The organism is Marinobacter sp. CHS3-4 (assembly GCF_030053415.1).
Taxonomy (GTDB): domain Bacteria; phylum Pseudomonadota; class Gammaproteobacteria; order Pseudomonadales; family Oleiphilaceae; genus Marinobacter.
This window is the reverse complement of sequence record NZ_JASGBJ010000001.1, coordinates 1713776-1739921: the sequence shown is the minus strand read 5'-3', so window position 1 is coordinate 1739921 and position 26146 is coordinate 1713776. Positions and strand designations below refer to the sequence as shown.

Below are 26146 nucleotides of genomic sequence, written 5' to 3'. Positions count from 1 at the left end.
AAGATTCTCTATTCTTGCTCAAGACAAAACTCAATTTCGACGAGTCACTGTCCTGATATTTCGTATCCGAAATACCTCGGCCAGCGCCCACACGAATTACTTGGTTAACTTTTTAAAGAGCAGTCGGGAACTCCCGTTCCCTGATCAAGGCCGCGTATTCTACAGCGAATCGCTTCCTTGTCAACCGATTTGCGAAGAAATTGAAAATCCAAATCTCTAAGAAATTCAATCGGTTGCCTCTCGAAAAACCACCTCAAAAATTGGCGTGCCCCTCGAAAGAGATGCGTATTCTACAGCCCCAGCCTGAGGTGTCAACGGTTCGTTCAAAACTTTTTAAAATGGTGTCGGATTACTGTCAGAATTCGGCTTTTACGTGGCCCGCAGAACGCGTTGCTTTTTCCCTGGCTTCTTCGATGGAGTCGCCTTTCGCCAACACGACCCCCATCCGCCTTTTGCCCTTTAGCTCAGGTTTACCAAACAGCCTCATGAAGACGTCTGGCTCAGCGAGTGCGTTCTCCAGCCCGGAATAGGACACTTCCGAAGACTCGCCTTCAGGGAGAATAACCGCAGACGCACTGGGCCCAAGCTGCCGAATGGCCGGGATCGGAAGGTCCAGAATTGCCCGGGCATGAAGCGCAAACTCGGAAAGATCCTGTGAAACCAGCGTCACCAGCCCGGTGTCGTGGGGCCTCGGCGACACTTCGGAAAACCAGACCTGATCAGCCTTAACAAACAGCTCCACGCCATAGATGCCGTGACCGCCCAGGTTTTCAACAACGGCTTCGGCGATCTCCCTGGAGCGCTCAAGCGCTGCAGCGCTCATCGGCTGAGGCTGCCAGGATTCCCGGTAATCGCCATCTTCCTGACGGTGCCCGATCGGTGCACAAAAGGAAATGCCGTCGCGATGCCTGACGGTCAACAACGTAATTTCATAATCGAAATCCACAAACCCTTCGACAATCACCCGCCCTTTTCCGGCACGACCTCCCGATTGGGCATATTCCCAGGCGCTTTCGATATCGCCCTCCGATTTCACCGTGCTCTGCCCTTTACCAGACGAACTCATCACCGGCTTGACCACGAGCGGAAGTCCGATCTCCTTTACCGCCGCCAGGTACTCTTCCCGGGTCTCCGCGAAACGATACGGCGATGTTGCCAACCCCAACTCTTCTGCAGCCAGCCGTCGAATGCCTTCGCGATTCATGGTCAGGTTGACGGCTCTGGCCGTCGGGATTACCCGATACCCTTCCTGCTCAAGCTTCACCAGCTCTGGCGTCGCAATCGCTTCAATTTCAGGCACAATCAGATGCGGCTTTTCGGACTCAACAATGAATCGCAGCGCTTCCCCATCCAACATGTCGATCACATGACTGCGATGGGCCACCTGCATGGCGGGCGCATTGGCGTAGCGGTCCACTGCAATCACTTCCACGCCCAGCCTCTGCAATTCAATCACGACCTCTTTGCCCAGCTCTCCGGAGCCGCAAAACAGAACGCGAAACGCATTGCCTTTAAGAGGCGTGCCTAAAGTTACTTTTTTGGAAGCTGACTGGTCAGGCATGGATAACGAATCCTTAAAATTTGGGTACCAGTTTCAGGCAGTCACTGCCGCTGTTTAAATGCCAACTTTCTCTTCACGCAATGCAACGAGCTTCAATACTTCGCGTCGCTCTTCATCGGTGAGTATGGGCCAGCTCATGATCTCATCGCTGGTTCGATGACAACCAATACACTGATCTTGCTCGTCCAAAGCGCAGATACTGACGCATGGCGACTGTACTCGGTCTTGTCGGCGCATATCAGCCCTCGACCTCGTCTGGCTCACAGGGCTTCAGGCATTTTATATAATTCTCTGCATTCTTGACGTAATGCTCGGCGCTCATCTCCAGCATTTTCTTCTGTTTGTCTGTCAGCTCGCGTTTGATCTTGCCCGGCGACCCCACAACCATGGACCCATCCGGAACCTCCATCCCTTCTGGAATCAGCGTGTTGGCTCCGATCAGGCAATGCTTGCCGATTTTGGCACCATTCAGAATGACCGCATTAATCCCAATCAACGAATAATCGCCGATATCGCATCCATGCAGCATCACCTTATGACCAACCGTCACCCCTCGCCCAAGCGTTAAAGGCAGGCCCGGGTCAGTATGAAGAACCGAGCCATCCTGAACGTTGGTCTCCGGCCCAATGGTGATCAGTTCGTTGTCTCCACGGATAACCACATTAAACCAGACGCTGGATTGTTCCATCAGGCGAACGCTGCCAATCACGGATGCGTTCTCCGCGACAAACTGTCCGTCTCCCTTCAGTTCAGGTTTTCGCTCACCGAGCTCGTAAAACATGACAGCCTCCGAATGTTCGTTATTTGGCGGGTTCAAGCAGGTCAATTCCGGCATCGTAAACGGCATTCAGGAAGTCTACCAGCACCACTGCGGACAATCCCCAGATCTGGAAGCGCTCCCAGCGATAGCAGGGAACATAGAACGTGTTATTCATAAAACTGAGAGCGTCCGTTCGCTCCCTTTTATCCTCCAGAAAGAAACTGACAGGAACTCTGAAAATACTTTCAATTTCTGCTGGATTGGCAGATAGCGGGTGATCACCGGGGACGACTCCAACGTAAGGCGTTACCAGGATCTGATGTAACGACATCACCTGACTCAAAGGTGCAATCAATTCAACTTCACTTGGAGGAAGCCCAATCTCTTCGTGGGTTTCGCGCAATGCCGTCGCGGCCAGAGATTCATCTTCGGGGTCTCGACGACCGCCAGGAAACGACACCTGCCCTCGATGAGTGCTCAGATTCGACGATCTGAGCGTAAAAACAATTTCGGGGTTGTCGCGATTATCAGTGACCGGAACCAGAACCCCGGCTTCAGGATAATCCAGCGTCAACAAACGTGGCACATACCCCGACAGACGTTCGTGAAGTAGGTCGCGCAAAATCTGGCTCCGTTTTTACATCAGACTCTTGAATGAAGGACCCGCAGCACGGATAGTTACATTCATCATTACATACCCATCGATTCAACGGTGAACCGAATGAAATACTGCAGTACCTGTGGCGATCAGGTCGAACAGCGCATTCCACAGGGCGACAACCGCCATCGCTATGTGTGCGTCAGTTGCGAAACCATACATTACCAGAATCCGCGAATTGTCGCCGGCACGGTTCCTGTAATGGATGGGCAGGTATTGCTCTGCCGCCGAGCCATTGAGCCTCGATATGGCTACTGGACGCTGCCGGCAGGCTTTATGGAAAACTCGGAAACCACGCTTGAAGCGGCAGCCAGGGAAACCCAGGAAGAGGCCCTGGCCGATGTCGACATGAACGAGCTTTACACAGTGATTCATGTACCTCACATCGATCAGGTACACATGTTCTACCGTGCAACCCTGACCAGCCACAACTTCGGCGCAGGCGAGGAATCACTGGAAACCCAGTTGTTCCATCTTAACGATATTCCATGGGACGAGCTGTCTTTCCCGACGGTGCGCCGCACGCTGGAACTGTTTGTTGAAGACTTCAGCAAACAGCATTTCCCGGTACACGTGGAAGATATTCGCTATCAAATGAGGAAATAGGCACTTGGCCTATAAATCCTCCATGCGGAACACCTCATACGCAGGCTCTTCGTATGGGTGCGAGTCCTTCAATGCCCGGACAGCGGCTTTAATGGAATCGTCTTCACAGACCAGCTCAACCCGATATTCCTCAACGGTCTCTAACTGTCCGGAATCACCGATGAACGGCTGGCTCCCATCGAGCGGCCGAAATTGCCCCTGCCCCAGGACCTGCCAGGCGCAAGAATCGTAGTCCCCGATGCGTCCAGCACCCGCATCGAAGAGCGCGTTTTTGGTCTGATCCAGGTGACTTTCGGGAACAAAATAGCAGAGTTTGTACACGGTTATACCTCCGACTGATTCCACCAACCCCGATCAATTCGGGGCCGCATCTAAACCATTATTTTGGTCAGATTAAGCAGTTACACACTTACCCACAGAATCTGTGGATAACTCTGGGGAAAGATTTTGGGAACATACGCCAAAACCCCGCAATTGCTGCACTTGTGTTAAATTGGCGACAAATTCACCGAAAACCTTTTTCGTCTATTTATCAATCACTTGAGTTTGTCTGACAAAAACTGAATCCCGAACCATTACTTTGAACACAGAGCAACCAACCTTGCTCTGAAAATGTGCATAAAATTGAAACGTCAAGACCAAAAAAGCAGATTTAATAAAAAAACCGGCCTGAATGGAGTCACCAAATTGGTGCATTCAGACCGGCTTTATGTCAGGCAATTTACTTACCCAAACCAGCGACGCGCATTGCGGAACATCCGCAACCAGGGTGCATCCTCATTCCATTCATCAGGATGCCATGAATGCTGGGACTTTCTGAACACCCTTTCTGGGTGCGGCATCATAATGGTCACCCTGCCGTCGCGAGTCGTGACGCCGGTAATCCCGGCTTCCGACCCATTGGGATTATAGGGATAACGCTCTGTAGCCTGACCGCGATTATCGACATACCGCAAGGCAACCAGCTCATTGTCTGTCAGGTTCGCTGCAGAGGCACCGCCCAAAAACTCCGTCCGCCCCTCACCATGCGCAACCGCAATCGGCATGCGAGAGCCAGCCATGCCATCCATGAAGGCCGACGGTGACGACGGCACTTCTGCCATCACAAGTCGGGCTTCAAACTGTTCGGATTCATTCCTCACGAAACGCGGCCACCCTTCACTACCCGGAATCAGCTCATGGAGATTGGATAGCATCTGGCACCCGTTACAGACACCCAGCGCAAGGGTATCCTGCCTGTTAAAGAATGCCGCAAATTGATCCCGCACCCGATCACTGAACAGAATCGACTTTGCCCAGCCCTCGCCTGCACCCAGCACATCACCGAATGAGAAGCCGCCACAGGCAACCATGGACTTGAACCCTTCCAGCGATACCCGACCGGAAAGCAGGTCGCTCATGTGGACATCCACCGAGTCGAAACCAGCCCGATCAAACGCCGCAGCCATCTCAACCTGTCCATTCACACCCTGCTCCCTCAAAACAGCAACTTTGGGGCGGGCGCCGGTATTAATGAACGGCGCGGCAATATCGTCGTTCAAATCGAAGGTCAGTTCGGCATGCAAGCCGGGATCTTCAACATCGAGGAGGTTCTCAAATTCTTCCAGTGCACAGTCTGCATTATCTCTCAGAGACTGAATGCGATAACTGGTCTCTGCCCACAGCCGCTGCAGCTCAACCCTTGACCGCGAGATGACATCCACGCCCTCGAACGAAAAGCGCACTGTGTCATCGCCATTGAGGGTGCCGATCACCGAAATATGATCACCAAGCCCCGCTGCGGAAAACTGCTGGAGAACGAAACCGGTGTCGTCTTTGCGAACCTGGATAACAGCGCCCAGTTCTTCATTGAATAGCTCGCGCGGGAATTGGCTAGAATCTTCTGCAAGGCCATCCAGCTTGATGTTCAGCCCGGTATGCCCGGCAAAAGCCATTTCGGCCAGCGTTACAAACAGACCGCCGTCGGAACGATCGTGGTAAGCCAGGAGCTTGCCATCGCGATTCAGCCCCTGGATAACGGCAAAGAAAGCTTTGATATCTTCAGGGTCATCCAGATCAGGGGCGACGGCACCGACCTGGCTGTAGACCTGCGCAAGCGCAGAACCACCCAGGCGGTTCTGGCCAGCTGCCAGATCAACCAGAATGAGGTCCGTTTCGCCAGCATCGGATTTAAGTTCGGGTGTCAGAGTACGATCGACATCCTGCACCGGCGCAAACCCACTGACGATCAACGACAGCGGAGAGGTCACGCTCTTCTGTTCGCCGCTGTCTTCTTCCCAGACCGTTTTCATGGACATAGAGTCCTTACCGACCGGGATCGCAATACCCAGCTCCGGACACAGTTCCATGCCAACCGCTTTTACCGTCTCATAAAGATTTTCATCTTCGCCGGGATGCCCCGCGGCTGCCATCCAATTGGCCGACAACCGAATGTCTGAAAGCGCATTGACGGGCGCTGCAGCGATGTTGGTAATGACCTCACCCACCGCCATACGGCCAGAGGCAGGCGCATCGATCACAGCTACCGGGGTGCGCTCACCCATCGCCATGGCTTCGCCAGCCTTCACGTCGAAGGACGATGAAGTCACTGCGACATCGCTCACCGGTACCTGCCAGGGGCCGACCATCTGATCGCGAGCGACAAGCCCGGTAATGGTCCGGTCGCCAATGGTGATCAGGAAACTTTTCGAGCCAACCGTTGGCAAGCGCAGCAGTCGATCAACCGCATCATTCACATCAATCTTGCTGGAATCGAAGATCGGCTTGGTAAACGACGAGCGGGTTACGCTGCGATGCATCCGTGGCGGTTTGCCAAACAAGACATCCATCGGCAAATCGACCGGGCGGTCATCGAAGTAGGAATCGGACAGTTCAAGATGGTGCGCTTCCGTGGCCTCGCCGATAACGGCATAGGGGCAACGCTCGCGTCGACACAGGGCATCAAAGCGCTCGAGATTTTCCGGCGCCACCGCCATTACGTAGCGTTCCTGGGATTCGTTGCACCAGATTTCCAGCGGCGACATGCCTGGCTCGTCGCTCGGAATGTCGCGAAGCTCGAACTTTCCGCCACGGCCGCCGTCTTTGACCAACTCCGGCATGGCGTTGGACAGCCCTCCTGCACCCACGTCGTGGATGAAGCAGATGGGGTTGTCATCACCCATTTGCCAGCAACGATCAATCACTTCCTGGCAACGACGCTCCATTTCCGGGTTATCCCGCTGGACAGAGGCAAAATCCAGGTTTTCATTGCTGGAGCCGGAATCCATTGAGGACGCAGCGCCACCGCCGAGACCGATCAACATCGAAGGCCCGCCCAGAACAATGAGTTTGGCACCGGCCGGAATGTCGCCCTTTTCCACATGGTCAGCGCGAATATTGCCCAGACCTCCGGCAATCATGATGGGTTTGTGATAACCGCGAACTTCTTCACCGTTTGCACCGGGCACACTGCCTTCAAAGGTGCGGAAGTAACCTGCCAGATTGGGACGGCCAAATTCGTTATTGAACGAAGCGCCGCCGATGGGCCCTTCGATCATGATGTCCAGCGGCGAAGCAATGCGCTCGGGCTTGCCATAATCGATTTCCCAGGGCTGGCTATCGCCTGGAATATTCAGATTGGAAACCGTAAAGCCAGTCAGGCCCGCCTTGGGTTTGGAACCCCGACCTGTAGCGCCTTCGTCGCGAATTTCACCGCCAGAGCCGGTGGCTGCACCTGCGGAAGGAGCAATCGCCGTCGGATGGTTATGGGTTTCCACTTTCATGAGGATATGAATATCTTCCTCATGGTACTGATAGGAACCGGTTGCAGGATCCGGGAAAAACCGGCCACCTTTGCTGCCGCGAATAACGGACGCATTGTCTTTATAAGCGGACAGCACACCTTCGCTGTTCATTTCATGGGTATTCCGAATCATCGCAAACAGCGACTTTTCCTGGCCTTCGCCATCAATATCCCAGGACGCATTAAAAATTTTGTGCCGGCAATGTTCTGAGTTCGCCTGAGCGAACATCATCAATTCAACGTCGGTAGGATCACGCTCAAGATGGGTAAACGATTTGACCAGATAGTCGATCTCGTCTTCGGCCAGCGCAAGGCCCAGTGATTGATTGGCATTAACGAGCGCTTTTCGGCCACCGGAAAGAATAGGTACACGCGTTACCACTCGAGGTTCTTCCGCATGAAACAGCAGCTCTGCACCGCCCATCTCATGGAATACCTTCTGGGTCATCCGGTCATGTAGTAACGCGGCGATCTTCTCCCGTTGGGCCAGGCCAAGCTTCTTACCTGACTTTACGTAATAGGCCGTGCCACGCTCGATCCGACGAATCTGCCGCAACCCGCAATTTCGCGCTATGTCCGTGGCTTTGCTTGACCAGGGTGAGAGTGTGCCGGGCCGAGGCACAACCAGAAACAGCACGCCGTCAGGTTCTTCCACCGGCACACTGGGACCGTAGGTAAGCAGTCTGTCCAGAACGGCCTGATCGCATTCGGTCAGTTCAGACTCAAGATCCGTAAAGTGCATGAACTCGGCATAGACGTGTTCCACTTCTGGGACAATGTCCTGAATACGAGAGTGGAGCTTGCGAGAACGGAAAGGCGAGAGCGCCGGGGCGCCGCGAAGTTCGAGCATGATCAAAACCTGTTTACGAAACGGATTCGTTCCAACTGAAAAGGCCGCAATGATACTCGAAACCGGTGCCGGGATACAGCGCTCTGACGACCCTCACAGTAGCCAGAATTTACATCTTTTTGCACAGAAAGTGATCAATTAATTTGACCATACGGTAGAGACCGGAGATCATAAACGCGAGCCAGGGAGGCTTCGAAATGGGCCCGGCATGGCGGTGATCGAATAACACCCGCTGCCGTACTACCCATTATCTTTCTTCGAGGGAGTTAACGATTTTGCCAAACGTTGTTCAGCAAAAGCTGATGGCCTTTCTAAAACACGCGAGCCTGTTGAGCCTTGCCATTGTGATTGCTGGCTGCTCCAGACCCAGCACTTTGCAGGAGATTCGCGACGAAGGCGTGCTTCACGTCATTACCCGTACCGCTCCTTCCATTTATTTCGAGGGGCGCGAAGGCAAGACCGGCTACGACTACGAACTGGCCAAAATGTTCGCCGATGAGCTGGGTGTTGAGCTGCGCCTGCGCGTAGCGCAAGACAACACAGAAATACTCTCGGTTCTGGACAGAAATTTTGCACACATTGGCCTGGCTGGCCTTTCTGCGCGCCCGGACTTTAACGACCGATTCCGGTTCGTCAATAACGGTATCCAGGCAAAATCGGTGGTTGTGTATAACCGCGACGTTCAACGACCGGAGTCGTTGGAAGACCTCGGCGGCAAACCCCTTCATTTTGTGGCTGAAAGCGATCACCGTGATCATGTCCAAAATGCCTCAGAGGACTCCGATGCCCGTATTGACTGGGCCGAGCACCAGGGCCTGGACGCTGCCGGCATTCTGGCCAGAGTGGAATCCGGCGAATTCCCCTATGCCGTTGTGGCATCCAACGAGCTTGACCTGAACCACGTGTTCTTTCCGCGCGTCAAAAAAGCTTTTGCCTTGAACGAGGCAACAGACCTGCTGTGGCTGTTTCCGGAAGAACAGGACAAAACCCTGGTCAAAGCCGCCCGTAGATTTCTCACAAAAGTTGAAGATGACGGCAGGCTGGCCCAACTTGCAGAGCGTTTCTACGGTCACCTGGACCGCCTGAACTACGTAGGTGCCCGCACGTTCGTACACCACGTGGAAAACCGCCTGCCAAGGTACGAAGAGCTTTTCCAGGAGCACGCAGAGGCGTACGAACTGGACTGGCGGTTATTAGCTGCCATCGGATATCAGGAATCCCACTGGCGCCCCAATGCAGTGTCGCCGACCGGCGTGCGCGGCTTGATGATGTTGACCCGCAATACCGCGAAACACATTGGCGTCAGCAATCGCCTGGATGTCGAAGAAAGCATCCGCGGCGGCGCCAAATATTTCACCATGGTTCACCGAAAGGTGCCTGAGCGCATTCCAGAACCTGATAAAACCTGGTTTGCACTGGCGTCTTATAATGTTGGCTGGGGGCACGTTGAAGACGCCCGTCGCCTTACCCAGGGTGCAGGCAAAGACCCTGACCGCTGGATGGATGTTAAAGAATTCCTGCCAAAACTGACCCAGAAAGAGTGGTACAGCAAAACCCGCTTCGGCTACGCCCGCGGCCATGAGCCAGTTATCTATGTGCAGAATATTCGGCGCTACTACGATGTTCTGGCTTGGATGACCGAGCCGGCGGAAATTGCCGACGCTCGGAAGAAACCCTGGTTCAAAGAGCTGGAAGGCATGGAGCCGATGGTGGCACCGGGCCCCAGAGTCACCATAGACACACCGGGAAACCCGCTCCCGGAAGAATTGGGTTACCTTCCCCCAACGCTTTGATCCGGATCAAGAACGGCGTCCAGCGCCGCTTCTACCTGGTCACCCGCGAACCCTCGTCGCGCCAAGAATCGCCCCTGACGGCCTTTTTCGTCCCAGTCGTCCTGAATATTGGTCAGTCCGAATCGCCGGTCGCGAAGCCGAATCGCGTTTTCAGACCAGTCACGATCCGTCATTTCAGAGAACCAGGTCGGAGGGCGTTGAATCCCGCGCTGCTGCAACTCCGCCAGAATCTTCATGGGGCCGTAACCTAAATCAACTTTTTGACGGGCGAAAACGTCGGCAAACCGCTCATCACTGAGCCAGTCGTTTTCTTCGTACTCATCCAGAACACGCTCGATAACAGATGCCTCAACCTTCCGCTGTCGCAGTTTCAGATCGAGCTCAAGCCGGCTGTGCTCTCTTCTGGCAAGCAGCCTGAGCGCCGTCGCTCTGGCCTTCTGTTCCGGATCGTCTTGTTTTGCCATGACACCTCTTCCCGCCCTTGCCTTTGAAACGCTAGACTAGCGCCCGACTTATTTCAGTCTCCAACCGGCCATCGGCGCGCCGAGCTGGCCGTAACAAAGTGTTTGCATACTGCCCGACACTTCGAACTGGTTTCAATATAAAAGGATACCTCCATGGCTGCGTTCATCCAGAAACTCTTCAATCGCAAAAAAACCGCTCCGGAAAAGCAACCCTCGTCTCCCGTTGAACCGACAGTAAATCAACAGGAGAAGGTAGAGAGGCAGGAAGAGCTTCGCCAGCAACAACTGGCAACGCTGGGCGGAAATCCGTCACAGGGCGAACTGGAAACGCTCGCCGTCAAAGGCGCTACCGCAGACATCCGCCTATCAGCCGCAAAAGCACTGACAGACAAAGACACACTTCAGCGAGTTCAGAAACAGTCGAAAGGCAGCGACAAAGGCGTTTACCAAACGGTTCGCCAGGCACTGCAAGCTATCCGTGAACAGGAAAGCGAGGAGCTACGCCGGGAAGAAGCGATCACATCCCTGATTCGCAACGCCAGGGATCAAGCCAGAAGCGAAGACACCAAGCTGTTTGAACCACGCCTGGATTCCCTGCTCAAACAATGGTCGGAGCTTGAGGCCCATGCCTCCCAGGTACAGGCCAGCGAATTCCTGCAAGCCGCTCATGATTGCAAGGCCAGGCTTGAAGCGATCAAAGAAGACAAGGCCAAACAGGCCCAGGCCGCTGAACAGAAAAATCAACGCGCCGAAACGCTGGCATTGCTGGAAGATACCGTAAACGAGTTGAAGCAGGCATCGCCGGATGTAGAGCCCTCACTTTCATCACTGGATGCACTTCAGAAAACCCAGGAGAATCGCTGGCTGGAAGCTACTCGCGATACTGACGTGGGCAAGCAGGAACAAAAAACCTATGAATCCCTGATGCTTCCACTGCGCGCCTATATATCGGCACTGCGCCGGTTGAACCAGAACCGCGAGGCTATTCAGCTGTTGCTCGGCGAAGAGGAAACGACAGAACAGGCCACGCAGGGCGAGACACCGTCTGCCAAAGAGTTGATTGATGCCATTGACTGGCCCTCAGGCTTCCCGACGCCTCCACTGGTTCAACAGTTGGCGCAAAAAGCAGGACAAAAACCCAGAAGACAGCCGGAACAGGCCGATAGCGATGAGCAGAAGGGGCTGGCAGAAGCTCTGAGTCAAACGCTGACCGAGCTTGAGAAGACCCTGGAAGCCCAGCAATTAAAAGAATCAAAACAGCTATTCAAAACCGCTCAGCAGCAGGTCAAGAAACTGGATCGCCGCCACGCTCAACCCCTCCAGCCGCGGATCCAACTGCTTGGTGGCCAGTTGCGAGAACTGACCGACTGGCAGGGATTTGCCACCCGCCCCAAACAGGAAGCGCTGTGCGAGCAGATGGAATACCTGAAAGATCAGCCGATGGAGCCAGAAGCCAAGGCTGAGCGCATCAAGGAGATCCAGAACGAATGGCGTGAACTTGGCGGCTCCTCTGATCGCGAGTTGTGGAATCGCTTCAAGCAGGCCTCGGATCTGGCGTTTGAGCCCTGCAAAGAGTATTTCTCTGCCAAATCAGGGTTGAAACAGGCCAACCTAGAAACCCGCAAAGCCATCGTTGAGCAGCTTCGTACCTTCCTGGATAACGCGGACTGGCAAGCCATTGATTGGAAAGGCGCCGAGCGTATCCATCAAAAAGCCCGGGAAGAGTGGAAAGCCGCCTGGCCGATTGAGTTCCGCGAGAACCGGCCGGTGCAGAAAGACTTTGACGCCCTGCTTAAACGACTGGAACAGCCGCTCAACGAAGAACGTCAGAAAAACGAGGCTTTGAAACAGGCGATTGTGGAAAGAGCAGAAGCGTTGGTGGACCACGAGCCGCTCACCGAGGCGATGAACCAGGCCAAAAACCTTCAGGGCGAGTGGCAACAGATCGGCATTACTCGCCATCGGGAAGACCGCAAGCTCTGGCAGGCGTTTCGAAAGGCCTGCGATCAGATTTTCGCTCGCCGCGACGCTCAGAAAAACGAGCAACAAGAACAGGCCCGAGCAGCGGATGAACAAGCCAATGCCATTCTGGAGCGAACATCCCAGGAGGACGAGAACCAGCAATCGGCTGTTCTGAAGGAACAACTGGATGCACTGAAAGGGGTGGAAAACACGCCGCTCTCTAAACCGGTACAGGATCAGGTGAGGCAGGAGAAGGCTCGCCTGCAGTCACTGATTCAAGCCCAGCGGGCTCGCCAACAACTCGACGAGTGGAAAAAACAACTTCGGCAAAGAGTAAATGGACCGCTATCCGAATCCGATCTTCCCGAACACTGGGGGAAACTGGCCGCCAACCTGACGGATGCCGATGCAGCGGAACTTGCGATTCGGGCCGAAATTTTGGCAGAGACCAGTTCACCTGAGGACGAACAAGCCCTGAGAATGGAAGTTCAGGTCCAGCGTCTGGCCAATGGGCTCGGCGGCAATGGCTCCGAGCAAACCGGTTTAGCGCAGATGGAAAGCCTGGTTGCCGCCTGGTGCTTGCGGCCCGAGGACGAATCCCTGACAGAGACTCGGGCCGAAAGAATGGCCGATGCGTTAGAAGCCGCTACACATCGCGCTTATGACTGAGTACGAAGACCCTGGCTTCCTTCACGGCAGCCAGGGAGTTTGCCTTCATGGCATCCATTTCCCCCTCCGCCAGGTAAAACACCATATCGACGCTGTGCCGGTAATACTTTGATGGCAATCGATTGAGCGCCACGCACATCACATCGGTCAGATAATCGTCGGTATCATTGGGCTCGCTGGTTTCATCGATGGCCTCAGCCACCAGCTTTTCATAAAGATTATCAATGGCGTCTCTCAGAGACATGGCATCACTCCCGCCTTACCTAAGTTCAACTCTTACAACATAGCCCAATAAACGGCACCTGGCCTGAGCAGTTTCGCCAATTCGATTGGCACTGCCCGCCATTACCCCTCCGCCGTGCGAGCCGCTATGGTTACCTTCTGATAGCGCAGACTTGAACAAACAGCCAATAGAGGACAGGAAATGACCACCGAAGCCTATATCTTCGACGCGGTCCGCACGCCCAGAGGGCGCGGTAAAAAGGACGGTTCGCTTCACAGCGTAAAACCTATCACCCTCATGACCACCGTGCTCAAAGCACTTGAGGAACGGAACAGCCTGGACACCTCACAGGTCGACGACATTGTCCTCGGCTGTGTGACCGCCGTCGGTGACCAGGGCGCCGATATTGCCAAAACCGCCGCCCTGGCCGCTGACTGGAACGAGGTGGTGGCTGGCGTCACGCTGAACCGTTTCTGCGCTTCTGGCCTGGAAGCCGTCAATCTGGCCGCCATGAAAGTGCGCTCCGGCTGGGAAGATCTGGTGGTCGCCGGCGGTGTGGAATCCATGTCTCGAGTACCTATGGGATCAGACGGCGGCGCCTGGGCAACGGATCCGGCGACCAACCTGCACACCGGGTTCATGCCTCAAGGCATTGGTGCCGATCTGATCGCGACACTGGAAGGCTTCAGCCGAGAAGATGTCGACAATTTTGCGGTCAAATCGCAACAAAAGGCTGCAAATGCCTGGGAAAAGGGCTACTTCGCCAAGTCTATCGTGCCAGTCACTGACCAAACTGGCGTTACCATCCTTGACCGCGACGAACACGTGCGTGGCAGTACATCGCTGGACTCTCTTTCCGGCCTCAAGCCCTCCTTCCAGATGATGGGTGAAATGGGGTTTGACGGTGTCGCACGGGAAAAATACCACTACGTGGAAAAAATCAATCACGTACACCACGCCGGCAACTCCTCAGGCATTGTGGACGGAGCGACGGCATTGCTGATTGGCAGTGAGTCAAAAGGTAAGGCCCTGGGACTGACCCCGCGCGCGCGCATTATTTCCACAGCCGTGACCAGTACCGACCCCACCATCATGCTGACCGGCCCCGCACCAGCTGCCCGAAAGGCTCTGGAAAAAGCCGGCATGACCGCCGACCAGATCGACCTGTTCGAGGTGAACGAAGCCTTTGCCTCTGTGGTGATGCGATTCCAGCGCGAGCTGTCGGTGCCTGACGAAAAGGTAAACGTGAACGGCGGCGCCATTGCCATGGGCCACCCGCTCGGCGCGACCGGGGCCATGATTCTTGGCACCCTGCTCGACGAACTCGAGCGCAGAGAACAGCGCTTTGGCCTGGCCACCCTGTGCGTCGGTGGCGGTATGGGCATTGCGACCATTATCGAGCGCATCTGAGCCGACGACCGAATTCGAGGAGACAACCAACATGAGTGCCATTCGTTACGACCTGGGTTCAGACGGCATCCTGACCCTGACCATCGATATGCCGGGCCAATCGGCCAACACCATGAATGCCGATTTCCGCACAGCGCTGACAGACACCGTGAAACAGGTCGAAGGCGACCTGGAAAAGATCGCCGGCATCATTATTACCTCTGGCAAGAAAACCTTCTTTGCCGGTGGCGATCTGAACGAGCTGTATAAAGTGACCCGCGACGACGCTGAAGAATTCGAGTCGATGGTCAACGGCCTGAAAGCCCAGATGAGATTCCTGGAAACCACGGGAAAACCCATTGTTGCAGCCATTAATGGCTCCGCGCTTGGCGGCGGTCTGGAAATCTGCCTGGCGTGTCATCACCGGGTGGTTATGGACGACGACAAAATCCAGCTCGGTCTGCCCGAAGTGACTCTGGGTCTGTTACCCGGCGGCGGCGGTACCCAGCGCCTGCCACGCATGATTGGTCTGGAAGCGGCTTTCCCCTTGCTGATGGAAGGCAAAAAGCTGAGTCCCAAAGCGGCCGTCAAAGCCGGCATTGTGAACGAACTGGCCAGTTCAACCGATGAGCTGATCAGCAAGGCCCGCGCCTTCATCGAGGCTAACCCGAAAAGCCAGCAGCCCTGGGATCAGAAAGGCTTCAAGATTCCTGGCGGCGGCCCACAGCATCCGGCCATGGCACAGAAGCTGGCGATTGCGCCTGCCATGCTGAAGCAAAAAACCAAAGGCTGCTATCCGGCACCAGAGCGTATTCTGTCCGCCGCCGTAGAAGGAGCCCAGGTTGATTTCGACAATGGCAGCCTGATCGAAACCCGCTACTTCGCTGAGCTTGCCACCGGTCAGGTCGGCAAAAACATGACCGGAACTTTCTGGTTCCAACTGAACGCAGTTAACGCTGGCGAAAGCCGCCCGCAAGGCATCGATAAAGAAACCTTTAAAAAGGTGGGCGTGCTCGGCGCGGGCATGATGGGCGCGGGCATCGCCTACTCGACGGCGTCCCGCGGCATTGACGTTGTTCTGAAAGACGTATCCCAGGAAAACGCCGAAAAGGGCAAAGCCTATTCGGAAAAGCTGCTGGCCAGGAAGGTCAGTAAAGGCCGGATGACCGAAGAAAAGAAAGCGGACATCCTTGGCCGCATCACAGCCACCGGCTCCGCTGAGGATCTGGAAGACTGTGACCTGGTGATCGAAGCGGTGTTTGAAGACAGCGACCTGAAAGCCACAGTCACTCAGGAAGCCGAGGCAAAGCTTGTCGAGAACGGTATCTTCGCGTCCAACACCTCTACGATTCCCATTACCCAGCTTGCGCGGGCCTCCGCAAAGCCTGAAAACTTCATCGGCCTGCACTTCTTCTCTCCCGTCGATAAGATGCAACTGGTTGAAATCATTGTGGGTGAAGGCACATCGGACGCCACGCTGGCCCGTTCCTTCGATTATGTGCAGCAGATTGGCAAGATCCCTATCGTGGTCAATGACAGCCGTGGATTCTTTACCTCTCGGGTGTTCGGCACCTTCGTGAACGAAGGCATTGCCATGCTGGGCGAAGGCATTCACCCGTCCAGCATTGAAAACGCGGGTGTGTTGTCCGGTATGCCGGTAGGCCCGCTGGCCATTTCTGACGAAGTCAGCCTTACCCTGATGCAACATATCCGGGATCAGAGCAGAAAAGACACGGAAGCCGCCGGTAAAACCTGGAAGGCACACCCGGCTGAGGCGGTTATCGACCAGATGGTTGGCACCCATAACCGCAAAGGCAAGGCCGCGGGTGCAGGGTTCTACGATTACCCTGAATCCGGCAAAAAACACCTATGGTCAGAACTGGAGCCACGGTTCGTGCAGCAGGACAAAGCAAGGTCGACCGACTTGCAGGATCTGAAGGACCGCATTCTGTTCATTCAGGCGATCGAAACCGTCCGCTGCCTGGAAGAAGGCGTACTCAGAACGGTCGAAGATGCCAATATTGGCAGTATTTTCGGTATCGGTTTTGCGCCCTGGACCGGTGGAGCCATTCAGTTCATCAACCAGTATGGCGTTCGAGCCTTTGCAGAACGGGCAAAAGACCTGGCAAACCGGTTTGGAGAGCGCTTCGAGCCCCCGGCTCTGTTGCTGGAGAAAGCAGAAGCCAACACGCCGTTCGCCTGATTTTTAGAGTGAAATCAGCGCCTGAATACCATCCTGGTTTTCAGGTCTCTACGCCGGGCCGCCTGCTGGCCCGGCGTTCAGATACAAACCTGCCCAGTTCATGGACAGATTGTCACGAAGCGATACGTCCAGCCTATGGCAACCCCTTCCGCCCTTGCCTACAATGAAATTCATGAGTCAAAAAACCCTTTCAGCATCGCGGAACGCATTATGACCCGTCACAGCGAATCGGATAACACGCTTAACCAGTCTTTCAAGGCGCTAAGACATTCCTTAAAGATCGCGTCCTTCAGTCTGGTTCTCGCTCTTTCATCTCAGGCGGCTGCGACGGCCGATGCCTCCGATGCCGTTTACGAGCCGGTTTCGCCGACGGTGGCACAGGCACGCGCAAACATCCTGATAGCGCGCCAGTTGCAGTTCACTCACTTCCGCGACATGGGTATTAACGAAGCTTTGTCGGAAGACGTGTTCGACGCCTACCTCGATTATCTCGACGGTCAGCGAATCTACCTGAGCCGCGAAGACATCAATCAATTCAGCGCCGTGCGTGAAAGCCTAGGCTCCGCCCTGAAAACCGGCCAACTGCAGCCCGGCTTTGATATCTACAACCTCGTTCAGAAGCGTATTATCGAACGGCTGAGATTTGCCATTGGCATCGTCGAAGATGGCATCAACAAGCTCGATTTCGAGGGCAACGAACAGATTCTGGTTGACCGGTCAGACGTGGACTGGGAAGCCGACCAAGCAGCCCTGGACGAGCTATGGATCAAGCGCATCAAAAATGCGGTTCTGGCCCAGCGCCTGAATGGCAGCAGCGACGAGGAAATCACCGAAGCCTTGCTGCGCCGCTACGAAGGCCAGCTGAAGCGCACTACTCAGGCCCGCAGTGAGGACGCGTTCCAGGCGTATATGAACGCCTTTGCCGGTATGTGGGATCCCCACACGTCCTACTTTTCGCCGCGCACTTCTGAAAACTTCAATATCAACATGAGCCTGTCTCTGGAAGGCATCGGCGCGGTACTGCAATCGGACAACGAATACACCAAAGTGGTTCGCCTGGTACCCGGTGGGCCGGCGTCCAAGCAAGGCCAGCTGAAGCCCGCTGATCGTATCGTTTCTGTGAGCCAGGAAGACGAAGACAAGGTCGTCAACGTGATTGGATGGCGCCTGGATGAGGTCGTTGACCTGATCCGCGGTCCCCGGGAATCCGTGGTCACCCTGGAAGTGATTCCTTCGGATGCCGCTGACGAAACCGTGACCAAAACCATTGCCATCAAACGCGACAAGGTAAAGCTGGAAGAACAGAGTGCCAGCAGCGATGTGATTGAACTGGATCGTGGCGGTAAAAACTTCCGCATCGGGGTGATCAACATCCCGACGTTCTATGCTGATTTCAAGGCGATGATGAACAACGACCCGAATTACAAGAGCACCACTCGGGACGTTCGAAACCTGATCAACGAGCTCAAAGCCGAAGGCATAGACGGCATCGTGATGGACCTGCGTAACAATGGTGGCGGTGCGCTTCACGAAGCCAATGACCTGGTTGGACTGTTTATCGAGGAAGGCCCCACCGTTCAGATTCGCAATTCTAACAACGACGTGAAAGTCCTGGAAGACGAAGACCCATCCGTGACCTACGACGGGCCACTGGTGGTTCTGGTCAACCGCATGAGTGCGTCAGCGTCTGAAATCTTTGCGGGCGCCATTCAGGACTACGGTCGCGGCCTGGTGGTGGGCTCGCAGACGTTCGGCAAAGGCACCGTTCAGGCGGTTCGCCCGCTGAACCACGGCCAGCTGAAGATCACCCAGAGCAAGTTCTACCGGGTGTCGGGCGGTTCCACTCAGCACAAAGGTGTCATTCCGGATATCGAGATTCCGTCCCGCGTCGACAAAAAGCGCATCGGCGAGGACGCGCTGGAGCATGCCCTTCCCTGGGATCAGATCGAAGCCGTGCCGCACGACCGCTATTACGACTTCAGCTCGGTTATTGATGAGTTACGCAGCCGCCACGAGGGGCGCTTCGAGGAGCATCCCGAGTTCCGCCTGTTGCAGAAGGAAATCGAGTTCCTGAAAGACCAACGTGAAAAAACCTCGGTCAGCCTTAACCTGAACGAGCGCGAGGAATACCAGTCCCAGATTCAGAACACCCGCCTGACCATCGCCAACGCGCGTCGGGAAATTCGCGGTGAAGAGCCGTTCGAATCGCTGGAAGCCCTTGACGATTGGCAGGATCAACAGTCGGCGGATATGGATTCAACCGACGACGACATGGATTTTATTGTTGAGGAAGGCGGCAACATCATGGCTGACATGTTGGAGCTGGATCAGCGGATGGCCTCTATCCTGTCGCCAGACCACATCACGGTGCAGGCACAGGCTCAACCACTGAAATAGGCGCTTTTGCAGCCGTCATCGCAGGCAGACAGGGATCTATGGCTAATAGGGACAGTGACGTCAAGGACGGAGATGAGAAAAAAGCCAGGCTGCTGGAAGACATGTTAATGGATTCCATGCATGCCATGCGATCCATGGACGAGGTCGAAAAGGTTCAGAGCGAGGACGAGGTCAAGCCGCCGTCTTCCGACACGGATCCCTCCGATGCGTCGGAACCGGAGGCCGAGTCTCTGGTGGATCGCATTGCCGGCTTTACAGGCTCAGCATTGCGTTTCGCCGCAAGGTCTACCGACACGTCTCTCAAAGTCGGTCGTGCCCTGATGAAGTCTCAGGATCAGCTCCGGATGATGTTGGTGGCAGGGAATTCCCTACGAGACATCCGCGAAGTTGCTGGGCTGACGCTCTCCGAAATGAGCGAGGCATTAAACCTCAAAGACAAATCGGTACTGGAAGCCATTGAAAATGGCACCAGCACGCTGTCCTTCGAGTTGATACTCCGTTTGGCGGCCCTGATCGCCCGCAACGATCCGATTCCCTTTATTCTTCGCACCACCCGTAACTACAACCCGGAAGTCTGGCGGATACTGGATGGCTGGGGCGTGGGGCGGTTGCCACTGCAGTTTGAACGGGAACGGCAGTTCATCAATATCTTTCGCAGCCACGATAATGCACGCACCCTCTCTGACGAAGGCTTCCAGAAAGTACTGGATTTTACGCGCCAGAGCTTTGAGATGTCCCTGCACTTTATAGAGGAACAGGAACGGGAACTGGAAGCATTCAAAGCAAGCCAGACCCCGCCTGACACGTCCGATTAAACGAAAAGCCTGGCCATACTGGCCGCATTCGGACGGCTGATCACACCCTTTTCTGTGACGATGACATCCACAAGGTCGGCTGGGGTCACGTCAAACACCGGGTTGAACACCGCCACTCCCTCCGGGGCCATGGGGACAGAACGGACTTGTCTCAGTTCAGTGCCTTCGCGCTCCTCAATCGGAATCTCCTTGCCGGAAGAAAGCGCCATATCAACGGTACTGGCGGGGGCAACAACCATGAAGCCAACCCCGTGATGACGTGCCAGTACCGCCAGGCTGTAGGTGCCAATCTTGTTTGCCACATCGCCATTGGCGGTGATTCTGTCGGCACCCACAATGACCCAACTCACTTTGCCAGAGGCCAGAATCGCCGCTGCAGCACTGTCTGCATTAAGAGTCACCGGTATGCCATCCCGGGCCAGTTCCCACGCAGTCAGGCGGCTGCCCTGCAGCCATGGGCGGGTTTCGTCTGCAAAAGCATTGGTTAACAAGCGTGCTTCGTTCAGGCGGCGAACCACGCCAAGCGCTGTGCCATAGCCGCCCGTTGCCAACGCCCCGGTGTTGCAATGCGTGAGTACAGACACCGGCGAATCCAGGTTCATATGCGCCAAAGCATGATCCGCCATGGCCAGGTTGGCTGCCAGATCATCCTCGTGAATGGCCACCGCCGCCTGTTCAAGCGCCGAAATGGCTGATTCCAGAGTGTCGCAGCTCGCCAACACGCTTCTCATTTTTTCCAGCGCCCAGAACAGGTTGACCGCCGTAGGACGAGACTCTGCCAAAACATCAATGGCCCGCTTTATCTCATCAACCCATTCCTCCTGTGGCGCATGTCTGGCGGCCAGCACCACACCGTAGGCAGCGCTAATACCAATAGCCGGCGCGCCTCGAACCACCATATCCCTTATCGCATTGGCGACCTCAACGGCGGAGTCGAGCGAAAGCCACTGCTCCTGGTCAGGCAGCAATCGTTGATCCAGAAGCTCAAGACGCACGCCTTGCCAACGCATAGCGACAGTGCCGATCGAGCGATTGGAGGAAGCAGCCTGATCCATGAAGAACTCCGATGTGGTTTTGTGTGGCGGCAGTATAACGGACTATGGCCCTACAACTCAGCCCCAGGGTAGTTCTCGGCCGGGTCCGTCGCTATACTTCCCGCTCAATATGCTCACTCTGCTCACTTGAAAACCAGGCAGGATTAATGAAGGCAGACACGATTAACGCAGCCGATATCCGTATCAACGCCCGCTGGGTGATTCCTATCGAGCCGGCCGACACGGTCCTTGAGCATCAAGCCGTGCTGGTTCAAGCCGACCGCATTGCTGCGATCGTTTCACAGGATGAAGCCGACGCTCACTACCGGGCAAAGGAGGTGATCGACCTTCCAAATCACGTGCTGCTTCCAGGGCTGATTAACACCCACGGCCACGCCGCAATGTCCTTATTCAGAGGCATGGCAGACGACCTGCCCCTGATGTCGTGGCTGAATGACCACATCTGGCCCGCCGAAGGCGCGTTTATCAGTGAGTCGTTTATTGCTGATGGCACTCAGCTGGCTATGGCGGAAATGCTCAGAACCGGCACCACAACATTCTCTGACATGTACTTTTTCCCCGAGGTTGTCGCGCAATTAGCCCACGATACCGGCATGCGTGCCCAGGTTTGTTTTCCTCTGCTGGACTTCCCCACACCCTGGGGATCAGGACCTGAAGAGTACCTCCGCAAAGGCCGGTCGTTTATCGAACAATGGAAAGACAACGCCTTTATTACTCCGGCGATCGGCCCTCACGCGCCCTATACGGTGTCAGATGAGCCTTTGAAAGAGGCCGTCGCACTGTCGAATGAAACCGGCGCCGCTATCCAGATTCACCTGCACGAGACCGCCTTCGAAGTGGCCGATGCGCTTGATAAAACCGACACTCGGCCAACCGCACGCATGGCAGATCTTGGGTTGCTGGGCCCCAACACACAGTGCGTGCACATGACCCAGATTGACGAGTCGGATCTGACTTTACTGAAACAGTCCGGCGCCCATGTGATCCACTGCCCCGAATCCAATCTAAAGCTTGCCAGCGGGCTGAGCCCGGTGCAGAAAATGCGTGAAGCCGGCGTTAATGTCGCCATCGGTACCGATGGCGCGGCCAGCAACAACGACCTGGATCTGTTTGGTGAGCTGAGTACCGCAGCCATGCTCGCGAAAGCGGTTGCCGACAACGCCGCCGCTTTGACCGCCCATGAAGCCCTTGCCATGGCGACCATTGCGGGCGCCAGAGCCATTGGGCGGGAACACGAACTGGGATCGCTGACCCCTGGTAAACTGGCCGATATCATTGCGGTCGACCTGAGCGACCCATTCCTGCAACCAGTGTATGATCCTGCCTCACACCTTGTTTACAGCCGTCATGGTCGACAAGTAAGCCATAGCTGGATTGGCGGCGTACCTCAGGTACAGGAAGGCGCGTTAACACGCATAGACGTGCCGGATCTTATGCTGAGAGTCCAGGGCTGGGCACAAAAAATTCGCGAGCAGCAATCATGAGTCAACAGAACGTCGATCAAAACGAAATTGCAAAATTCGAAGCACTTGCCAGCCGCTGGTGGGACCCCTCCAGCGAGTTCAAGCCTTTGCATGACATCAACCCGCTACGCCTTAACTACATTGAGGAGCGCTGCCCTCTTGCAGGCAAACGCGCGCTGGATGTCGGTTGCGGCGGTGGTTTGCTGTCTGAAGGGATGGCCCAGCGTGGTGCCCACGTCACCGGCATCGATATGGGTGAAGCCCCTCTATCTGTGGCCAAACTGCACGGCCTGGAAAGTGGCGTTAACGTTGATTACCAGCAAATTACGGTAGAAGAGCTGGCGAAGGATCAGGAACACGCAGGCCAGTATGACGTGGTGACCTGCCTGGAAATGCTGGAACACGTTCCAGATCCCGCGTCGGTCATCAAGGCCTGTGCCGCCATGTTGAAACCAGGCGGACATCTGTTCGTGTCCACCATCAATCGCAACCCCAAGTCTTTTCTGTTTGCGATTGTAGGTGCCGAATACATGCTTCGGCTGTTGCCAAAAGGCACCCACGAATGGAAAAAATTCATTCGTCCGTCGGAAATGTCTGACCATCTGCGCCACGCAAACCTGGACGTTCGCGACCTGACAGGCATGACCTATAACCCGATCACCAAGGTGTATCGTCTTGGCCGTGATGTCGACGTCAACTATCTGATGCACGCCGTAGACTCCCGGGGGGAAGATTTACCGTCGTGAATCCGGAACCCTCTGCAGTCCTGTTCGACCTTGACGGCACATTGATCGACACCGCACCGGACTTTGTCCGCTGCCTGAACGAGCTACGCCTGTCCCACAACCTGGAGGCCTTACCAGACGCCTTCATCCGACGGTCCGTCTCCAACGGTGCCAGGGCCATGATCCGCATCGGTTTTGGTCTTGAACAGGATCAGCCGGGCTATACAGAACTGCACACCGCATTTCTGGACCTTTACGAAGCCGGGGTTGCCATTGAGACCCGACTGTTCCCCGGCATGGAAAGCATTCTGGCAGCACTTGAGTCCAGGAACATTCCCTGGGGCATTGTTACCAACAAACCTAACCGCTTCGCTGCGCCACTGATTGACGCCCTGGGTCTTGCAGACCGTTGCTCAACCCTGATCTGCCCGGACCATGTCACCCATCGCAAGCCCCACCCGGAAGCCCTTTTGATGGCCTGTAATGAAATCAGCGCTTTGCCAGAGCTGGCCATATACGTCGGGGATCACGAGCGGGATATCGAGGCTGGCCGCAATGCGGGCATGCATACCATTGCGGTTCGCTACGGCTACATAGAAGAGCCTGAAACGGTGGATCTGTGGCAGGCAGATCAGGTGGCCGACACAGTCGATCACCTGGCAAAACTGTTACAATAGCGCCCTCGATTCTGCCAACGGATTCGCAAACGGAGAAACAACATGCAGGACTACCAGGCCCCGGCGGACTTACTGAAAGATCGCATTATCATGGTAACCGGTGCCGGCAGCGGCATTGGCAAGGCCGCTGCCAAAGCCTATGCCGCCCACGGAGCCACAGTCATTCTGGTGGGCCGTACCGTCTCCAAGCTGGAAGCGGTCTACGATGAGATCGAATCCGCTGGTCATCCAAAGCCTGCGATTGTGCCAATGAATTTCGAAGGCGCTGCGGTCAAGGAATACGAAGAGTTGGCCATGACGCTGGAAGACAACTTCGACCACCTGGATGGCCTTTTGCACAACGCCGCCATTCTGGGCAACCGCAGCCCCATAGAACTGTATGATCCGGAAATCTGGTCCAAGGTCATGCACGTGAACGCCACGGCGCCCTTTTTGCTCAGCCGAGCCATGATCCCGTTGCTGCGCAAATCCGACGATGCCTCTGTGATCTTCACCTCTTCCGGCGTCGGCCGCAAAGCCAAAGCCTACTGGGGCGCTTATGCCGTTTCGAAATTTGCCGTTGAAGGCCTGAGCCAGATGCTGGCCGAGGAACTGGACGACGACCGTCACAACGTGCGGGTGAACAGTCTCAATCCCGGGGCAACGCGTACCAATATGAGAGCGACCGCCTATCCGGCAGAGAACCCGCAGCAGAATCCGACTCCCGAAGAGCTGATGCCGGTGTACCTCTACCTGATGGGCAAAGACAGCCGGGACGTGAATGGCCAGCAAATTGATGCACAGCCCAAGTAGAATTGCCTTATGGAGCTGATTTTTTACACAACGACTCAGTGTCACCTTTGCGAATTGGCTGAAGCTTTGCTGGTGAATACGCCCATGCCCGAGCCAATCCCGGTGGACGCTGTCGATATTGCCCAGTCCGAAAAACTGGTGGAACACTACGGAACCCGCATTCCGGTCCTGCGCCGGAACGACACCGGCGCGGAACTGGACTGGCCGTTTACCAGGGATCAGTTAGTCAACTTTCTTCAATGAGGAACACTCAGCATGCTGATGGTTATTTCCCCTGCCAAAACGCTGGATTACGAAAGCCCGCTGGCCACCAGGAAAAGCAGCCAGCCGGATTTTCTCGACGACGCCTGCGAACTGGTTGATCAGCTTAAGACGTTGGAGCCCCATGACATCAGCAACCTGATGGGCGTCAGCGACAAGCTGGGGCAACTGAATGCCGAGCGTTTCCAGGCCTGGCAGACACCGTTTACGCAGGATAACGCCCGCCAGGCGGTGTTGGCTTTTAAAGGCGATGTCTATACCGGACTGGACGCCCAGAGCTTCAGCGACCAGGAATTCGAGGTTGCACAGAAACGGCTTCGCATCCTGTCTGGCCTTTATGGCGTTCTGAAGCCACTGGATCTGATGCAGCCCTATCGCCTGGAGATGGGCACCAAATTCGAGAATTCCCGGGGCAAGGATTTGTACGCCTTCTGGGGCAGCAAAATCACTGATGAACTAAACCGACTGCTGAAGGCAGACGACGGCGTGCTGGTGAATCTGGCCTCAAACGAATATTTCAAAAGCGTTCAGAAAAAGAAGCTTGAGGCACGGCTGATCACCCCGCAATTCAAGGACTGGAAGAACGGTCAGTACAAAATGATCAGTTTTTACGCCAAAAAGGCCCGGGGCCTGATGTGCCGATACGCCATCCAGAACAACATCACGCAGGCCGATGACCTGAAAGGATTTAATCTGGAAGGTTACCAGTTCAGCGAAGAGCAGTCCGATGGCGACAACTGGGTCTTCCTTCGGGACGAGCAGTAACAGCCCAACCCCTCGGAGTGAGTCATGAGTGAAGCACTTTTTTCCCAACTCGCGATGCTGGTCCTGCTCACGGGGCTGATCGTGTGGATGGGAATCATCGTCTGGGATCTGGCCAAAAAGTCCCAGGCTGGCCGATTCGGCACCATTGCACTGTTCACAGTGCTGGGTGCCGGTGTCATCGGTTTTATTGTCAAAACGGTGCTGGTCGAAGTGATGCAGCTGTAGTAAGCACGCCCAGCCAAACTGACACCGTTCTTTTTATTTCCCGATTTATGAC

The 26146-nt window shown here is 55.4% G+C and carries 25 protein-coding genes; 15 read left to right on the top strand and 10 right to left on the bottom strand.

Annotation, left to right across the window (positions count from 1 at the left end):
• Positions 1-220, top strand: a 220-nt coding sequence (locus QLQ17_RS07995) for a hypothetical protein (RefSeq protein WP_283209014.1), incomplete at its 5' end; no start/stop codon positions are given.
• A 135-nt stretch (positions 221-355) separates the two neighbouring features.
• On the opposite strand, the gene purT is transcribed toward QLQ17_RS07995, so the two are convergent.
• Genes purT through QLQ17_RS07975 form a run of 4 tightly spaced genes read right to left on the bottom strand, consistent with a single transcriptional unit; the run spans position 356 to position 2946 of the window.
• Positions 356-1561 carry a formate-dependent phosphoribosylglycinamide formyltransferase gene (gene purT / locus QLQ17_RS07990; RefSeq protein WP_283209013.1) on the bottom strand — a complete coding sequence of 402 codons (1206 nt, stop codon included), beginning with the start codon at positions 1559-1561 and terminating at the stop codon, positions 356-358.
• A 54-nt stretch (positions 1562-1615) separates the two neighbouring features.
• On the bottom strand, positions 1616-1798 hold the full coding sequence (locus QLQ17_RS07985; RefSeq protein WP_283209012.1) for a DUF1289 domain-containing protein: 183 nt from the start codon (positions 1796-1798) through the stop codon (positions 1616-1618).
• Position 1799: 1 nt separating this feature from the next.
• Complete coding sequence (locus QLQ17_RS07980; protein WP_283209011.1) at positions 1800-2342, bottom strand: gamma carbonic anhydrase family protein; 543 nt, start codon at positions 2340-2342, stop codon at positions 1800-1802.
• A gap of 19 nt (positions 2343-2361) precedes the next feature.
• Positions 2362-2946 (bottom strand): NUDIX hydrolase, encoded by a 585-nt coding sequence (locus QLQ17_RS07975; RefSeq protein WP_283209063.1) that lies wholly within the window; start codon positions 2944-2946, stop codon positions 2362-2364.
• A gap of 96 nt (positions 2947-3042) precedes the next feature.
• Between QLQ17_RS07975 and QLQ17_RS07970 the strand changes: the two genes are divergently transcribed.
• The gene (locus QLQ17_RS07970; RefSeq protein ID WP_283209010.1) at positions 3043-3585 is read left to right on the top strand and encodes an NUDIX hydrolase; all 543 of its coding nucleotides are present in this window, start codon (positions 3043-3045) and stop codon (positions 3583-3585) included.
• 9 nt (positions 3586-3594) lie between these two features.
• On the opposite strand, the gene QLQ17_RS07965 is transcribed toward QLQ17_RS07970, so the two are convergent.
• Positions 3595-3906 (bottom strand): YqfO family protein, encoded by a 312-nt coding sequence (locus QLQ17_RS07965; RefSeq protein ID WP_283209009.1) that lies wholly within the window; start codon positions 3904-3906, stop codon positions 3595-3597.
• Positions 3907-4310: 404 nt separating this feature from the next.
• The gene (gene purL, locus QLQ17_RS07960) at positions 4311-8216 is read right to left on the bottom strand and encodes a phosphoribosylformylglycinamidine synthase (RefSeq protein ID WP_283209008.1); all 3906 of its coding nucleotides are present in this window, start codon (positions 8214-8216) and stop codon (positions 4311-4313) included.
• Positions 8217-8518: 302 nt separating this feature from the next.
• On the opposite strand from purL, the gene mltF reads away from it, so the two are divergent.
• Positions 8519-10009, top strand: a complete 1491-nt coding sequence (mltF, locus tag QLQ17_RS07955; protein WP_283209062.1) for a membrane-bound lytic murein transglycosylase MltF — start codon at positions 8519-8521, stop codon at positions 10007-10009.
• On the opposite strand, the gene QLQ17_RS07950 is transcribed toward mltF, so the two are convergent.
• Complete coding sequence (locus QLQ17_RS07950; protein ID WP_283209007.1) at positions 9988-10473, bottom strand: regulatory protein RecX; 486 nt, start codon at positions 10471-10473, stop codon at positions 9988-9990. The genes mltF and QLQ17_RS07950 overlap by 22 nt on opposite strands.
• A 153-nt stretch (positions 10474-10626) precedes the next feature.
• Here QLQ17_RS07950 and QLQ17_RS07945 point away from each other — a divergent pair, with 153 nt between their 5' ends.
• Positions 10627-13104, top strand: a complete 2478-nt coding sequence (locus QLQ17_RS07945; protein ID WP_283209006.1) for a DUF349 domain-containing protein — start codon at positions 10627-10629, stop codon at positions 13102-13104.
• Here QLQ17_RS07945 and QLQ17_RS07940 read toward each other — a convergent pair.
• Positions 13082-13348 (bottom strand): late competence development ComFB family protein, encoded by a 267-nt coding sequence (locus tag QLQ17_RS07940; RefSeq protein WP_283209005.1) that lies wholly within the window; start codon positions 13346-13348, stop codon positions 13082-13084. The two genes, QLQ17_RS07945 and QLQ17_RS07940, sit on opposite strands and share 23 nt — an antisense overlap.
• Before the next feature lie 180 nt (positions 13349-13528).
• Between QLQ17_RS07940 and QLQ17_RS07935 the strand changes: the two genes are divergently transcribed.
• Together QLQ17_RS07935 and QLQ17_RS07930 are read left to right on the top strand one after the other, a co-directional pair.
• Positions 13529-14737: an acetyl-CoA C-acetyltransferase gene (locus QLQ17_RS07935; RefSeq protein WP_283209004.1), complete on the top strand. Its 1209-nt coding sequence runs from the start codon at positions 13529-13531 to the stop codon at positions 14735-14737.
• A 31-nt stretch (positions 14738-14768) separates the two neighbouring features.
• Positions 14769-16919, top strand: a complete 2151-nt coding sequence (locus QLQ17_RS07930; RefSeq protein WP_283209003.1) for a 3-hydroxyacyl-CoA dehydrogenase NAD-binding domain-containing protein — start codon at positions 14769-14771, stop codon at positions 16917-16919.
• A gap of 48 nt (positions 16920-16967) precedes the next feature.
• Here QLQ17_RS07930 and QLQ17_RS07925 read toward each other — a convergent pair whose 3' ends face one another.
• Entirely contained in the window at positions 16968-17093 is a 126-nt protein-coding gene (locus tag QLQ17_RS07925) for a hypothetical protein (RefSeq protein WP_283209002.1), read from the bottom strand.
• A 36-nt stretch (positions 17094-17129) separates the two neighbouring features.
• Between QLQ17_RS07925 and QLQ17_RS07920 the strand changes: the two genes are divergently transcribed.
• Positions 17130-19316, top strand: coding sequence for a carboxy terminal-processing peptidase (locus QLQ17_RS07920; protein WP_283209001.1), 2187 nt, complete (start codon positions 17130-17132; stop codon positions 19314-19316).
• Positions 19317-19354: 38 nt separating this feature from the next.
• On the top strand, positions 19355-20131 hold the full coding sequence (locus QLQ17_RS07915) for a helix-turn-helix domain-containing protein (protein ID WP_283209000.1): 777 nt from the start codon (positions 19355-19357) through the stop codon (positions 20129-20131).
• Here the strand turns inward: QLQ17_RS07915 and mtnA are convergent.
• A complete protein-coding gene (gene mtnA / locus QLQ17_RS07910; protein ID WP_283208999.1) occupies positions 20128-21186 on the bottom strand; it encodes an S-methyl-5-thioribose-1-phosphate isomerase in 1059 nt (352 codons plus the stop codon). The genes QLQ17_RS07915 and mtnA overlap by 4 nt on opposite strands.
• 146 nt (positions 21187-21332) lie before the next feature.
• Here mtnA and QLQ17_RS07905 point away from each other — a divergent pair, with 146 nt between their 5' ends.
• From QLQ17_RS07905 to QLQ17_RS07875, 7 genes are read left to right on the top strand one after another with little or no spacing between them, the layout of a single operon-like run.
• Positions 21333-22670 carry a TRZ/ATZ family hydrolase gene (locus QLQ17_RS07905; RefSeq protein WP_283208998.1) on the top strand — a complete coding sequence of 446 codons (1338 nt, stop codon included), beginning with the start codon at positions 21333-21335 and terminating at the stop codon, positions 22668-22670.
• Positions 22667-23395 carry a bifunctional 2-polyprenyl-6-hydroxyphenol methylase/3-demethylubiquinol 3-O-methyltransferase UbiG gene (gene ubiG, locus QLQ17_RS07900; RefSeq protein ID WP_283208997.1) on the top strand — a complete coding sequence of 243 codons (729 nt, stop codon included), beginning with the start codon at positions 22667-22669 and terminating at the stop codon, positions 23393-23395. The genes QLQ17_RS07905 and ubiG overlap by 4 nt, the downstream gene beginning before the upstream one ends.
• A complete protein-coding gene (locus QLQ17_RS07895; protein ID WP_283208996.1) occupies positions 23392-24051 on the top strand; it encodes an HAD-IA family hydrolase in 660 nt (219 codons plus the stop codon). The genes ubiG and QLQ17_RS07895 overlap by 4 nt, the downstream gene beginning before the upstream one ends.
• Positions 24052-24093: 42 nt before the next feature.
• Positions 24094-24843 (top strand): YciK family oxidoreductase, encoded by a 750-nt coding sequence (locus QLQ17_RS07890; RefSeq protein ID WP_283208995.1) that lies wholly within the window; start codon positions 24094-24096, stop codon positions 24841-24843.
• Positions 24844-24852: 9 nt separating this feature from the next.
• On the top strand, positions 24853-25086 hold the full coding sequence (locus QLQ17_RS07885; protein ID WP_283208994.1) for a glutaredoxin family protein: 234 nt from the start codon (positions 24853-24855) through the stop codon (positions 25084-25086).
• Between the two features lie 12 nt (positions 25087-25098).
• A complete protein-coding gene (gene yaaA, locus QLQ17_RS07880) occupies positions 25099-25869 on the top strand; it encodes a peroxide stress protein YaaA (RefSeq protein WP_283208993.1) in 771 nt (256 codons plus the stop codon).
• A gap of 24 nt (positions 25870-25893) precedes the next feature.
• Positions 25894-26094, top strand: coding sequence for a DUF2788 domain-containing protein (locus QLQ17_RS07875; protein WP_283208992.1), 201 nt, complete (start codon positions 25894-25896; stop codon positions 26092-26094).
• Positions 26095-26146: the final 52 nt, after the last annotated feature.